Here is a 13084-nt window from a genome sequence, read left to right on the forward strand (position 1 = left end):
TCGAGGGTCACGACATCCAGCTCGATCCGCGGATGCGTACGGTGGAAGTCCTGCAGCAGCACCGCCGGCGCGATCCGGCGACTGTGGACGTCGACGCGCAGGGCGCGCCGACCGGGGCGCACGGCAGCGTCGGCGCGCGCTTGCACCCGGAGCAGTTCACGGGCGTGGGGCAGGAAGGCCTGGCCGTCGATCGTGAGTTGAACGCCGCGAGCCGTGCGGGTGAACAGCCGAACCTCCAAATCCTTCTCCAGTGCGGCGATGCGCTTGGACACGGCCTGCTGGGTGATCGACAGCGCGGCGGCGGCGTCCTGGAACTGGCCGGCATCCGCGGCGGCGACGAAGGTACGCACGGCGTCGAGATCCACGCACCGAACCCTACTCTCACAACATTTGGTTGTGGCTCACCGGAGATGCGGTTGTTTGATTCGCCCTTTACGGCCTTGCTTTGATCACAGCGGTCAACGACGAGTTGTTCATAGCGGGAGGTGTGGGGCTTGGCGGCGAGACGGTCCCTCGGTCGGCAGTTCGGATGGTTGTGGGCGGCGTACGCGGTCAGCGCCTATGGCTCTGGGCTGGGATTCGGTGCCCTGCCGCTGGTCGCCGTGCTGGTACTGCATGCCAGCCCCGCTCAGGTGTCCGCACTCTCCGCGGTGGGGCCGGCAGTGGGCGCACTCATCGCGTTGCCGCTCGGGCCGTGGGTGGAGTTTCACCGCAAGCGGCCGGTGATGATCGCGATGGATCTGGCCCGGTTCGTGGTCATGCTGACGATCCCGGTCGCCTACGCCCTCGGCCGGCTCACCTTCGTCCAATTGCTCGTCGTCTCGGCCGTGGTCGCCGCCGCCAAGATCGCCTTCAACGCGGCGAGCGGCACCTACCTCAAGGCCCTGGTCCGGCCGGACGATCTGCTCGTGGCCAACGCGCGGTTCGAGTCGACGACGTGGAGCTCCATCGCGATCGGGCCGCCGCTGGGCGGCGCGGCGGTCGGCCTGTTCGGGCCGGTGACCACCGTGGTGGCCGACGCGCTCAGCTACCTTTTCTCCGCGCTGGGCATCACGGCGATCCGCGGCCGAGAAGAACACCCGCAGCGCACCGACAAGCACCGGGTCCGGACCGGCGAGCTGCTCGACGGCTGGCGGCACCTCCTGAGCCATCCCGGCCTGCGGGCGCTCTACCTCAACCAGCTCCTCGTCGGCGGACTGATCATGGCCACCGAGCCGCTGTTGGCCGTGCTGCTGCTCGGCGAGCTTGACTTCCCACCCTGGCAGTACGGCCTCGCCTTCGCCGCCCCCTGCCTCGGCGGACTCATCGGCTCACGCCTGGCCCCTCGTGTCGTGGCCCGCTACGGCCAACACCGCATCCTCCGTACCGTCGGCACGCTGCGCGCGGTCTGGCTGATCGGCCTCGCCTTCGTCCAGCCCGGAATCGTCGGCCTCACGACGGTGATCGCGGTCGAACTCGCGATCATCATCAGCATGAGCCTGTACAACCCGGTGCTCGCCACCAACCGACTTGAACACACCCCCAAAGACCGCACCGCCCGCACCCTGTCGGCCTGGTCGATCAGCAGCAGCGCGTCCATCGCCATCCTCAGCGCGCTCGGCGGCCTGCTCGCCGAAGCCACCAGCCCGCGTACCGCCCTCACGATCGCGGGACTGCTCATCCTCACCAGCCCTCTGCTGCTACCCCGCCGCCCGGGTCTCGGAGCTGTACCAGACCGTGAGCCGGCAACAGCCCATGCCCAACCACAGGCAGCGGTCCCCTTGAAGTCAGGAAAGGGGGCCATCAGCAGCTGACAGACGCAAGCCACGCGACAACAGCACGAACTGGCCCCGAGGACCCCGAGCCACACGTGAGACACCGCGGCCGAGCCGCCGATGCAGAAAAGGACCAATTCATGACTATCACCGCACTTGACCCCGCCCGCGCCGCCTACGAACACGGTTACCACGTCACACTCGCGACGGATGCCATGGCCGACCTGGACCTGGAGGCCCACCGCAACAGCATTCAACGGATCTTCCCTCGGCAGTGGGGCAAGACTGCGCGGCAGGTGTCCGATCATCCCGGCGAGGACCGCCGGGCCGGTTTGACCCGCCGCCCCGGGGAAAGTCCATACAGGTGAGCGCGCCGAGGACGGCCGACACGACCAGCGACGAGATCCGGGAGAAGTCCCGGCTCCGTCGCAGCCTCCGGCGCTTCGATCTGCTCTTCTTCCTGATCTGCACGATCGTCGGGCTCGACACGATCGGCGCGGTCGCGAAGAACGGCGCGCAGGGGTTCACCTGGCTGGTCTTTCTCGGCGTGGCGTTCTTCCTGCCGTACGGCCTGCTGATGGCCGAGCTCGGCGCGGCCTTTCCGGTCCAGGGCGGCCCATACGTGTGGTGCCGGCTCGCCTTCGGCCGGTTCGCCGCCGCGCTCGTCACGGTGCTGTACTGGTGCTCCAACCCGATCTGGCTGGGCGGGACGCTGACCATCCTCGCGGTCTCCGCGTTCGGGGAGTTCTTCACGCCGCTGCACGGGACCGCGCAGTTGCTGTTCGCGCTGGCGTTCATCTGGCTCGCGGTGGCCTCGGCGATCGTGTCGGTCCGCCTCGGCCGGTGGGTGCCCAGCCTGGGGGCCTTCGTCCGGGTGGCCATCGTGGGGTTGTTCACGGTGTCGGTGCTGCTGTACGCGCTGCGCAACGGCGTCGGCGGCTTCGGCACGGCGGACTTCGCGCCGCGGTATGCGGTGTTCATCGCCGTGGTACCCGTGCTGGTCTTCAACTACGTCGGGTTCGAGTTGCCCAGCGCCGCCAGTGAGGAGATGCTCGACCCGCGGCGGGACGTGCCGCGCGCCATCGCCTGGTCCGGCCTTGGCGCGGTGCTGCTCTACGGCACCCCGATCCTGGCCATCCTGCTGGTCCTGCCCCGGGATCGGGTGACCGGCGTCGGCGGGTTCCTCGACGCAGTCCGGGAGGTGTTCACCGTCTACGGCGGGTCGGTGGCCAGCGACGGCACCGCGACCCTGGCCGGCGCCGGGAAGGTGCTCGGCGCCGTGACCGCAGCCGGGTTCATCTTCGCGCTGCTGTCCAGCGGCGCGACCTGGATCATCGGCGCCGACCGGGCGCTGGCGGCGGCCGGCCTGGACGGTGCCGCACCGCGCGGGCTCGGGCGCATCTCGCCCCGGACCGGCACCCCGATCGCGGCGAACCTGCTCAGCGGCGTCATGGCGACGATCGTGATGCTGCTGGCCTTCCGCCTGTCGGCCGGCAGCGCCGAGCGGTACTTCACGATCGCACTCGGCGTCGCCGTCTCCACCACGACGATCTCCTATCTCGGCATCTTCCCGGCGCTGGTCCGGCTGCGCCGCACGCGCCCGGACGCGCCGCGGCCGTACCGCGTCCCGGGCGGCCCGGCCGGGGCCTGGCTCGCCAGCGGGCTGACCACGTTCTGGGCCGCCGTCGCCACCGTATGGCTGCTCTGGCCCGGGCTGGGCACCGACTGGTTCGGCGCCGGCGGCGACCCCGACGCGGCACTGCCGCAGGGGGTCGGGCGCGCCGCGTTCGAGCTCACCCAGATCGGACCTGTCGTCGCGCTGCTCGCGACCGGCGTACTGTTCTATGCCCTGGGCGCGCCCACCCGCGGCCGGCGGGCCGCATCCGAGCGGGCGCGCGCGACCGGCGACGGCGGGTGATGAGCCGAACAATGAGCATCGAGACGGACGCGCCCCCGGCGGGCCTGGCCCGGGGGCGCCTGAGGATCTTCGTCGGCGCCGCCCCCGGCGTGGGCAAGACCTACGCCATGCTCGTCGAGGGCCACCATCGCCGGGCGCAGGGCACCGACGTGGCCGTCGCGTTCGTCGAGACCCACGGCCGCCGGCCGATCGCCGAGATGACGGAGGGGCTGGAGGTGGTCCCGCGGCGCAGCACCACCTATCGCGGGATGCGCTGCGCCGAGATGGACCTGAACGCGGTACTGGCCCGGCACCCGCAGGTCGCGCTGGTCGACGAGCTGGCGCACACCAACGTCCCCGGCTGCGGCAACGCCAAGCGGTGGCAGGACGTCGAGGAGCTGCTGGCGGCCGGCATCGACGTGATCACCACGCTGAACGTGCAGCATCTGGAGTCGCTCAACGACACCGTGGAACAGATCACCGGTGTGGTACAGCGGGAGCGCCTGCCCGACGCGGTGGCTCGCCGGGCCGACCAGATCGAGCTGGTCGACCTGTCCGTCGAGGCGTTGCGCCGCCGGTTGGCGCACGGCGACGTCTACCCGACCGACCGGATCGAGGCGGCGCTGACCCACTACTTCCGGCCGGGCAACCTCGCCGCGCTGCGCGAGCTGGCGCTGCTGTGGGTCGCGGACCGGGTCGAGGAGGGGCTGCAGCAGTACCGCGCCGAGCACGGCATCGGCGCTCTGTGGGAGGCGCGCGAGCGGATCGTGATCGGGCTGGCCGGCGACGTCGGCGGCGAGACGATCATCCGGCGGGCCGCCCGCATCGCGGCCAGGACACCGGGCTGCGACCTCACCGCGGTGCACGTGACCGAGTGCAGCGGGCTGCTCGGGGCCGACCCGGCCCTGCTGGCCCGCCAGCGCACGCTGGTGGAGTCGCTGGGCGGGCGTTATCAGCAGGTCGTCGGCAACGACATCGCCGACGACCTGCTGTCCGCGGCGCGGGCGCAGAACGCCACCCAGATCGTGCTCGGGGTCAGCCGGCGGGGCCGGTGCGCTCGCCTGCTCGCCGGCGAGGACGTCACGGCGAAGGTCATCCGGTTGTGCGGGCCGATCAACGTCCACATCGTCACCCACGAGGGTGCCGCCCGCCCGCCGCGCCTGGCGTGGCCGCGTATCGCCAGGGGGCTGGGCCCGCATCCGCGCTGGTACGCGATCATCCTCGGCGCCGTGCTCCTCCCGGTGCTCGCCGTTGCGCTCACCCGCCCGGGCGGGCCGACCGGTCCGGCGCCGCCCTTCGTCGCCGGGCTGGCGGCCGTGCTCGGCGCGTTCCTCGTCGTCGGCGCGGTGGCCGGCCTGGCCTTCGAGGGGGCGACGGACCGCGCCCGGCAGGCCGTCGCCGAGTCCACGCAGGCGAGCATCCTGAGCATCCTGGCCGCGGATGTGCTGCGTGGCCAGGGCAGCCCGGCCGCGCTGCTGGAGCAGCTGCGTGAGGCGTTCGGCCTGGACGCGGTGAGCGTGCTGGAGCGCCGCCGCCGCAACGGCGAACCCACGCCGGAGTGGTACGTCGCCGCGAGCGCGGGCCCGGACCCGCCGGAACGGCCCGAGGACGCCGACGTCGCCGTGCCGGCGCGCGCCGGAGTCGTCGTCGCCGGGCGGGGCCGCCGCCTCAGCGTCGGCGAGCTGCGCATCCTCACCGCTTACGTCGCCCATGTCGCGGCGCTGCTGGCCGAACGGACCGACTCCGAGGCCGCGGCCTCGGCGCTGGAGCAGGCCCTGGCGACGGCCGTACCGACGCTGCGCGCGGCGCTGGGCAGCGCCCAGGCCGAGCTGACCGAACAGGCTGAGCCGGCCGGGCCGGTTGAGCCGACTGAACCGGTTGAGCCGGCCCCGCCGGGCGAGCCGGGCAACGGCGGGCCCGGCGCGGCGCGGGCCTCGCTCGACGAGGCGGTCCGGCTGCTCAGCGACCTCGACGACCTCTACCGGCTCGAGACCGGGGCGCTGGACTCCCACCTGCGCCCGCTCGATCTGGGGGAACTGGCCGACGCGGTGCGGTCCCAAGCCTGCGCGCAGCAGCCCGCGCCGGGGTGGACGCTGCCGGAGCCGCCGCCCCTCGTCATCGCCGACCGCTGGATGCTGACCCGGGCGCTCGGCGGGCTGCTCGCCGACGCGGTACGGCGCGGGCCGCCGGACCGGCCCGTCGCCGTTACCGCCGCCAAGGCGAACGGCCAGGTCCAGATCCGGATCGTCGATCACCGCCGCGAGGACGAGGAACCCTCCGCTTGGAATGCCTCCTGCGCACCGGAGGCCCTGGGGGCACTCGAGGCCGCGGCGACATCGGACGCCCCCGAGTCCACGGGCGACACCGGCCTCACCGATGTCGCGGCCGACACCGCGTTCCGCCTGGCGCAGGGCCTCGCCGAGGCCACCGGCGGCACCCTGCGGCTCGAACGGACGGCCGGCGGGGGCCGCACCGCCGTCGTCACGCTGCCGGCCGCCCGCCGGCCGGCCGCCACGGTGGCGGCGGCCGGCCCGTCGTAGTCCGCGGACTCCCGCGGGCCTTCGTCTCAAGCGTCCTGGCGGGCGGGGCGGCGCGGTCAGGCCATTCGTCCCGACCGCGCGGGACGTGCACCGGCCCGGCTCAGGGTTGGGCGAAGGCGTAGCCGGCGTCGAGCAGGCGCGGCAGGGCGATGGTGAGGGCGCTGACGGTCTGGTCGCGGTTGCCGCCGCCGTCGTGCTCGAGGATGATCGCGCCGGGCCGGGTCCGGGTCAGGATCGTGTCGACGATGTGCTGGACGCCGGGACGGCTCCAGTCGCGCGGGTCCACGCTCCAGTCGAGGGGGCGCATGCCGAGGGCGCCGCACTCGGAGAGCACGGCATCCGACCACGCGCCGCCAGGAGCCCGGAACAGGGTGGGTTGCCCGCCGGACGCGTTGCTGATCGCTTCGCTGGCGCGGTGCAGCTCGGCCCGGATCTGGGCCGCCGGCTGCTTCGTCAGGTTGAGCGGGTGCGTGTAGGTGTGGTTGGCGATGTGATGGCCACCGGCGACGACCTGCTTGACGAGGTCGGGGTGGGCGGCGGCGGACCGGCCGATCATGCAGAACGTGGCCCGGATGTCGTACTTGGCCAACAGCGCCAGCATGTGCGGGGTGTACTGCGGGTCGGGCCCGTCGTCGACGGTCAGGGCGATCTGCGTGCCCTTGCACGGCAGGTAGTACTGCGGCCCGCCGTGCCGGGGCGTCCCGGCTCCGGTGATCGGCGGGCACTGCCCGGGGGTGGGCGGCGCGACGGACGGGAAGACCGACGGCATGGGATCGGCGGACACCTCGCCGGAGTGTGAGTCGCCGGGAAGCTCGCCGCCGGCGTGCCACGCCCCCTTGTCGGGACCGCACGCGGCGAGGAGTGAAGCGCCACCGAGCGCCAGCAACACCGACCGTCGCGACACCGTCCTGCGGGCCTTGAACACACCGCGACTCAAGCACACGCCCGTCCGTCCCGGCAACGCGAACCCGTCGCGTGATGGTGACTGGTACGCCCATCGTGCCTGGTAGAACGAGACCTTGCCACGGCTCAGCCGCCCGGCCGGACGGCTGAGCCGTGGGTGGGGCGGGCCGGTCAGGACCGGGCGAGGAACGTGTTCATCGTGTCGATCTCGGCCTGCTGAGCGGTGATGATCTGCCGCGCGAGGTCCTTGGCGTCGGTGTTGACGCCGCCCGCGAGCTCGTCCTCGGCCATCGCGATGGCGCCCCGGTGGTGGGCGATCATCATGGTGCAGAACTGCCGGTCGAAGTCCTTGCCGGTGGCGGCCTTGAGCCTGGCCATGTCGGCGTCGGACATCATCCCCGGCATGGCGGAGTGCGCGCCGGAGTGGTTCATGCCGCCGCTCATCATCGGGGCGGGCCGGCCCCACTCGGCGAGCCAGCCGGTCATCGTCTTGATCTCCGGCTCCTGCGCCGCCTCGATCCGCGCGGCAAGGCTCTTGACCTCGGGGTCGGCGGCGCGGGTGCCGGCCAGCGCGGCCATCTCCACGGCCTGCTGGTGGTGCGGGATCATCATCTGGGCGAACATCACGTCCGCATCGTTGAACGCGGCAGAGGATGCTCGGCCCGGCGAGGCGCTGCCGCCCGGTGCGGTGGCGTGGCCGGACTGCATGCCGGGCATCGGATCGTGCCCGCCGCCGCAGGCGCCCAGCAGCAGCGCGGTGGCGAGCGCGGCACCGGCCAGGACGGCGCGGCGCACCAAGGTGCGTGTCATTACGGTTGAAGACCTTTCGGTTCGGGAAGCTGCGCAGGACTCGGCGGCACGGCGCCGGCGGATGCTGCCGGGCCGTGCGGGGCGTCCTATGTGCGCAGGACCGACACCGCGGCGAGGGTGAGACCGACCGGTCTGGGTGGTGGTGCCCGCGGCCCGCAGCGCCGCGTGACGCGGGCGCGGGCCGCCGCCGCGGCGGTGCCGCGGCGGGCGTGCAGGAGGGCGGCGGCGAGCAGCAGGACGGCGAAGGCGACCAGGACAGCCAGGCAGACCTCCCAGTCGCTCATCCCGGCGTGATCGCCGGCGGGCCCGGCCAGCGGGGCGCCGCAGCCGTCGGCGGAACACGCGCCGGCGACGGTCAGCACGGCCGTGAGCGGCGCCCAAGCCGCGTGTTCGGCGGTAGGCACAGCGGTGGACCCGCCGGTAGGCCCGGCGGCCGTGGCGGGGTGCTCGTCGCCGCCGGGCGACCGCGGGCCGTGGTGGCCGAGCGTGTGCATGGCGGTCAGGCCCAGCAGGGTGGCCAGCAGCAACGCGAGCCGGGCGGTCCGCCCGAGCCTGCCGTGCACCGCGTACGCCACGCCTTCACGGTACCGGTGGGCGCCGCCCGGCTCCGCGCAGGCCCGGCGCGGCGGGGGTCCCGCAGCCGCCTTTTTCGCACCCGCGGCGGGCATGGGCACGCGCTCGCCGGGTAGCCCCGGTTCGGCCGTGCGGGACAGACGAGCTTCGGGGGGAGCAGGATCGCATGAGCAGGCCGATGACCCAGATGATCCGCCTACCTGTCGGGATCACGCCGAATCTGTTCGGGATGTCGTACGGCCTGGCGGGCCTGTCCGGCTGCTGGACCTACGCCGCGCTGCTGGGGCTCGCCCCGGGGGCCGTGGCCGATGTCCTGTTCGTCATCACGGGTGTCGTGTGGCTGGTGCTCCTGGCCGGCTACGTGTCCGACGTGCCGCGGCGGCCGGGGAGTTGGGCGGCGGAGCTGAGCGATCCGGTCCAGGCCCCGTTCGTCTCGCTGGCCCCGATCGTCGGCATGCTGTTGTCGATCGGGCTGATGCCGCATGCCCCCACCGCGGGCCGGTGGCTGTTCGGGCTGTTCGCCGTGGCCACGGTCGTGCTGGCGGGCTGGCTGACCGGCCAGTGGATCATGGGCGGGCTGGACCTGGACCGGCTGCATCCCGGATACGTGCTGCCCGCCGTCGCCGGGGGGCTGATCGCCGCCATCGGCGCGGCGATGGCCGGCTGGCCGGGACTCGCCCGCATGTTCTTCGGGTTCGGCCTGGTGTCGTGGCTGCTCATCGGGTCGATCATCCTGGCTCGGCTGTACTTCCGCCCGCCGTTGCCTGCGCAGCTGCAGCCGACGCTGGCGATCGACGTCGCCCCGCCCGCGCTCGCCGGGATCGCCTATCTGGCTGTCACCCGGGGCCGGGTCGACGCCGGCACCTTCGTGCTCGGCGGCTACACGCTGCTCACCGCCCTCGTCCAGGTACGCCTCATCGGGCTGTACCGGCGCCTGCGCTTCGCCCCCGGGTTCTGGGCGTTCGCGTTCCCCTACGCCGCGCTCGCCACCTTCGGGCTGCACTGGCTCGCCTACGCGCGCCCGCCGGCGTACCAGATCTGGGTCTGGGTGGTGCTGCTGGCGATCACCGCGTTCATCGTCGGCCTCGCGGCCGAGACGACCACGGCGCTCGCCCGGCACCGTTTCCTGCCGCAGCCCCGCTGACGCACGTTGCGGGGAGCCGCACCGGGTGGGGCCGGCTCGTCGAGCCGGCCCTGCGGTGCGACTCAGGCGGAGTAGCCGCGAGCCGCCAGCCAGTGCGCCATGTTGCTGGTCGCCATCCAGTACGTCTTCGGGCCGAACATGCCGGACGGGTCGGCGACCTGGACGGCGCGGCCGTTGTCGCGGTAGCCGACGATCGCGATGAAGTGGCCGCCCGGGAACTCGTGATAGACGCCGACCTCGTCCGTCGCCCCGCCGACGATGTTCGCCACGATCGCGCGGTCACCGCTGATGGCCCGCACGACGTCCTGCTGAACGCGCGCGGCCTCCTCGTCCGTCGCGCGCTGCCCCGGGATCCACCGGGTCTGGTACACGTCCTTGCCCAGCACGCTGTTGAGCACCCGCGTGGTCTCGGCGGCCGAGTTGGTGCCGCTGGTCGTGGTGCCGAGCCTCCTCGCGATCTCGTCCTGGGACATGTTGACGCCGTCCGCGCTCAGCACGATGCGGGTCGAGGCGGGCCCGCAGTAGTAGTAGTTCGGCTGGAACTGGAAGTCGTACTGCAGGACCTTCTCCGCCGGCGCGTCGGGGGCCGCGGTCGTCGGTTCCGGGTTCGCCGGCGCGGCGCCGATCGCCGGGCGGTTGTTCCCGTCCGCGGCCCCCAGCGCGGCGACGGCGGTGTCGTGGGCCCCGGCCGGTGCCTCGGTCTGGTTGAACAGCACTCCGGTGGTGACGGCGGCCACGAGCAGGGCGGCCGAGCCCAGCACCGCCGGGTACAGGCGGTGGGTGGTGGTGCGGTGAAGCAGTGGACGAATCGATCGGTGACGCATGTGGTACTCCAAAGCAGGCTGCCGTACGTGGTCGGCGAATTCGAATGGCGACGCTGAGCCACGGCGTTCGCCGCACGGACCGGCACGAGGGCAGGCGAGGGCGGCCCGCACGGCGATGCCGTGGCGGGCGTGCCGTCGTGCGACGGGAACGCGGAAGCGTCGTGGCTCTTCGAGAGGCGGCATCGCGGCGGCGTCAGACGCCCGCTTTGCGCGGCGGCAGGGCCGCGAGCGGTGCGGGGAGGGGTCCGGAGACGGGGTCTGAGCTCAGCCGTCGAGCGCCAGGCAGCAGGGCCGGTGCGGCCTTGTGCTGCCCGATGTCCTACCGTGCGGTGGTGTCCCGCAGGGGTGCTGTGCGGGTGCCGCGGCTAGGGGGCGCGCCATGCCAGAGGTCGTACACCGTTGAAGTCTCCTTCCGATGCCGCCTACCGGGTTAGCTGACGGATTCGGGCTGGAAGTGCCCTACCGCGGGCGTTGACGCCCGCGGATTCACCCCGGGACTGCGTGGGTCCCCGGCTCGTTCGCACGACTCGGCGGGTCCGTGCCGGCGCCATTTCGAAATGGCAGACGACCAGCCCGGACCGCCTGACCCTACTGGCCGGTACGGGGGTTGCCAAGCGTTCAACCGGGTCCTGCAAACGGACGCCGCAGGCCTACCTGCCAGCCGGTATGGCGGCATGCGGGTAGCCGGGCGACCCGGACGGCCGGTGGCAGCGATGCCCGGCTCATACGCATTCAGAAACACTGGTCGGCATCAACCCCGGCCCGAGAAGGTTTCTCGTCACCGTGAGTTCCCGGTCTTCGACCACGCACCCGCAAGCAACCCACTCCAACTCCCCCTGGGCACCGCTGCGCTGCCGCACCTTCCGCGCGCTGTGGCTCGCCATGGCCGCCGCGAACGCCGGCATGGCGATGCAGGTCGTGGGCGCCCAGTGGCTCGCCGCCGGCGGTGCCGGCGCGAACGGACGGCACTCGGCCGCCGACATCCTCGTCACGCTGGTACAGGCGGCGGGCATGCTGCCCATCCTGGTGCTCGGCCTGCCGGCCGGCGTGCTGGCCGACCTGGTGGACCGCAGGCGCCTGCTCATCCGGGTCCAGCTCGGCACCGCCCTCGTCGGCCTGCTGCTCGCGGGTCTGGCCATGGACGGGCGGATGCAGTCGATGACGCTGCTCGCGCTGCAGTGCGCCCTCGGCGTGGGTGCGGCCTTCACGATGCCCGCGTTCGGGTCGCTGACCCCGGAGCTGGTGGAACGCCGGCACCTGGCACAAGCCTCGGCGCTCGGGGCGATCAGCGCCAACGTCACGCGGGCCGCCGGCCCCGCCACCGCCGGCTTCCTCATCGCACGGGCCGGCGCGTCGGCCGTGTTCGCGCTGCACGCCGTGACCGTCATCGTGTTCGTCGTGGTGCTGGCCGCCTGGCGTCCCGAGCGCCCGTCGGCGCCACGCTGCACAGAGCCCTTCGGCGCGGCGCTCGGTGCCGGATGGCGATACGTTCGCAGCACGCCGGTCGTACGCCGGATTCTCGGGCACGCACTGGTGTTCCTGCTGCCCGGCTCGGCTCTGCTGGCGCTGCTGCCGCTGCTGGCGGCCAACCGGCTCGGCCTCGGCGTCAGCGGACTCGGCATGCTGCTCGGCGCGCTCGGCGCCGGCGCCGTGGCCGGCGCGATCGTCCAGCCGCGGCTGCGCGCGCTGCCCGCCCGGGACCGCATGGCGGCCGCCGCGGGCGTGTTCCTGGCGGCGCTCGTGATCGTGGCCATCAGCCGCGACCCGGTCACCGTCGGCGTCGTGCTCGTCGCCGCCGGCGCGGCCTGGGTGATCGCGCTGGCCTGCACCAACTCGGCGATCGAGAGCTACCTGCCCGAACACGTACGGGCGCGCGGGCTGGCGTTCTACCAGGTCGTGCTCTTCGGTGGGCAGGGCATCGGCGCGGTGGGCTGGGGGTGCTGCGCGCACCAGCTCGGCCTACAGTGGGCGCTGCTGCTGGCCGCTGCCGGCCTCGGCGTCGCGGCGCTGGCCGGGCGCGGGTGGCCGCTGCACGAGCACGGCCACAACACCGATCAACCGGGCACCGCGCAGCCCAGCCTCGAACAATCCAGCCTCGAACATTCCGGCACGCAACGCCCGGGCTCCGAGCCTGAGACGCCGAGCCGGCCGCTCACGCCGCCGGCCTGGAGCGACCTGGTGCGCCACCAGCCGGCCCAGCCGGCTCGGCCGGCCCGCCGGCCGATCACGCCGCGGCCCGACGGGCGCCCCCTGGCCCGCCCCCCGGCTCGCCTCGCGACCCGTCCCCCGGCCCGTCCCGAGGCGCGGCAGACCCGGCCGGGTACCGTCGGTGCCACACCGGTCGCGATGCGCACCGCGCCCGGCGCGACACGCGCCGCACCGATGGTGAGCACGCTGCTCGGGCCCGCCCGTCCACCGCCGGGTGGGCCGGCGCACCGGGCGTCGACCGGAACCGAAACGGAAGGACGACACGATGTGTCAGCGCGTCGCCTGTAGCGCCTGCGGCAAGGCCACCTACGCCGGCTGCGGCGACCACGTCGACGAGGTGCTCGCCGGCGTGCCCGAGGCGCAGCGGTGCACCTGCGAACGCGGCCGGAAGCGGTCGACGGGCCTCATGTCGTGGCTGCGCGGGCGCTGAC

At 73.3% G+C, this 13084-nt stretch carries 12 protein-coding genes and 1 riboswitch; of the genes, 7 read left to right on the plus strand and 5 right to left on the minus strand.

All coding sequences use genetic code 11. The features are described from left to right. On the minus strand, window positions 1-365 hold a 365-nt coding region (locus AB0367_RS29740; protein ID WP_366229770.1), incomplete at its 3' end, for a LysR family transcriptional regulator. A 129-nt stretch (window positions 366-494) separates the two neighbouring features. On the opposite strand from AB0367_RS29740, the gene AB0367_RS29745 reads away from it, so the two are divergent. From AB0367_RS29745 to AB0367_RS29760, 4 genes are all read left to right on the plus strand, one after another. Then, a complete protein-coding gene (locus AB0367_RS29745) occupies window positions 495-1793 on the plus strand; it encodes an MFS transporter (RefSeq protein WP_366229771.1) in 1299 nt (432 codons plus the stop codon). A 101-nt stretch (window positions 1794-1894) separates the two neighbouring features. Then, complete coding sequence (locus tag AB0367_RS29750; protein ID WP_366229772.1) at window positions 1895-2122, plus strand: isochorismatase family protein; 228 nt, start codon at window positions 1895-1897, stop codon at window positions 2120-2122. Further along, window positions 2119-3672 carry an APC family permease gene (locus tag AB0367_RS29755; protein ID WP_366229773.1) on the plus strand — a complete coding sequence of 518 codons (1554 nt, stop codon included), beginning with the start codon at window positions 2119-2121 and terminating at the stop codon, window positions 3670-3672. Before AB0367_RS29750 ends, AB0367_RS29755 begins: the two co-directional genes overlap by 4 nt. 11 nt (window positions 3673-3683) lie before the next feature. Further along, entirely contained in the window at window positions 3684-6191 is a 2508-nt protein-coding gene (locus tag AB0367_RS29760; protein ID WP_366229774.1) for a universal stress protein, read from the plus strand. Window positions 6192-6291: 100 nt separating this feature from the next. Here AB0367_RS29760 and AB0367_RS29765 read toward each other — a convergent pair whose 3' ends face one another. From AB0367_RS29765 to AB0367_RS29775, 3 genes are all read right to left on the minus strand, one after another. Beyond that, window positions 6292-7128 carry a polysaccharide deacetylase family protein gene (locus tag AB0367_RS29765; RefSeq protein WP_366229775.1) on the minus strand — a complete coding sequence of 279 codons (837 nt, stop codon included), beginning with the start codon at window positions 7126-7128 and terminating at the stop codon, window positions 6292-6294. A 137-nt stretch (window positions 7129-7265) separates the two neighbouring features. Then, window positions 7266-7904 (minus strand): DUF305 domain-containing protein, encoded by a 639-nt coding sequence (locus tag AB0367_RS29770; RefSeq protein ID WP_366229776.1) that lies wholly within the window; start codon window positions 7902-7904, stop codon window positions 7266-7268. Window positions 7905-7990: 86 nt separating this feature from the next. Next, entirely contained in the window at window positions 7991-8479 is a 489-nt protein-coding gene (locus AB0367_RS29775) for a DUF6153 family protein (protein ID WP_366229777.1), read from the minus strand. Between the two features lie 164 nt (window positions 8480-8643). On the opposite strand from AB0367_RS29775, the gene AB0367_RS29780 reads away from it, so the two are divergent. After that, window positions 8644-9621, plus strand: coding sequence for a hypothetical protein (locus AB0367_RS29780; protein ID WP_366229778.1), 978 nt, complete (start codon window positions 8644-8646; stop codon window positions 9619-9621). A 62-nt stretch (window positions 9622-9683) separates the two neighbouring features. On the opposite strand, the gene AB0367_RS29785 is transcribed toward AB0367_RS29780, so the two are convergent. Further along, on the minus strand, window positions 9684-10445 hold the full coding sequence (locus AB0367_RS29785) for a C39 family peptidase (protein WP_366229779.1): 762 nt from the start codon (window positions 10443-10445) through the stop codon (window positions 9684-9686). Between the two features lie 404 nt (window positions 10446-10849). Then, a riboswitch (cyclic di-AMP (ydaO/yuaA leader) is annotated at window positions 10850-10988 on the minus strand. Window positions 10989-11228: 240 nt separating this feature from the next. Here AB0367_RS29785 and AB0367_RS29790 point away from each other — a divergent pair. Continuing rightward, window positions 11229-12941 carry an MFS transporter gene (locus tag AB0367_RS29790; RefSeq protein ID WP_366229780.1) on the plus strand — a complete coding sequence of 571 codons (1713 nt, stop codon included), beginning with the start codon at window positions 11229-11231 and terminating at the stop codon, window positions 12939-12941. After that, entirely contained in the window at window positions 12919-13083 is a 165-nt protein-coding gene (locus tag AB0367_RS29795; RefSeq protein WP_366229781.1) for a hypothetical protein, read from the plus strand. The genes AB0367_RS29790 and AB0367_RS29795 overlap by 23 nt, the downstream gene beginning before the upstream one ends. Window position 13084 lies beyond the last annotated feature (1 nt).

The sequence above is a fragment of the Dactylosporangium sp. NPDC051484 genome, assembly GCF_040689395.1.
Classification (GTDB): domain Bacteria; phylum Actinomycetota; class Actinomycetes; order Mycobacteriales; family Micromonosporaceae; genus Dactylosporangium.

Bases quoted from the DNA above. Each gene is read 5' to 3' on its own strand.
- AB0367_RS29750 (WP_366229772.1), top strand. From the start codon at position 1,895: ATGACTATCACCGCACTTGACCCCGCCCGCGCCGCCTACGAACACGGT.
- AB0367_RS29760 (WP_366229774.1), top strand. From the start codon at position 3,684: ATGAGCATCGAGACGGACGCGCCCCCGGCGGGCCTGGCCCGGGGGCGC.
- AB0367_RS29770 (WP_366229776.1), bottom strand. From the start codon at position 7,904: ATGACACGCACCTTGGTGCGCCGCGCCGTCCTGGCCGGTGCCGCGCTC.
- AB0367_RS29780 (WP_366229778.1), top strand. From the start codon at position 8,644: ATGAGCAGGCCGATGACCCAGATGATCCGCCTACCTGTCGGGATCACG.
- AB0367_RS29785 (WP_366229779.1), bottom strand. From the start codon at position 10,445: ATGCGTCACCGATCGATTCGTCCACTGCTTCACCGCACCACCACCCAC.
- AB0367_RS29795 (WP_366229781.1), top strand. From the start codon at position 12,919: ATGTGTCAGCGCGTCGCCTGTAGCGCCTGCGGCAAGGCCACCTACGCC.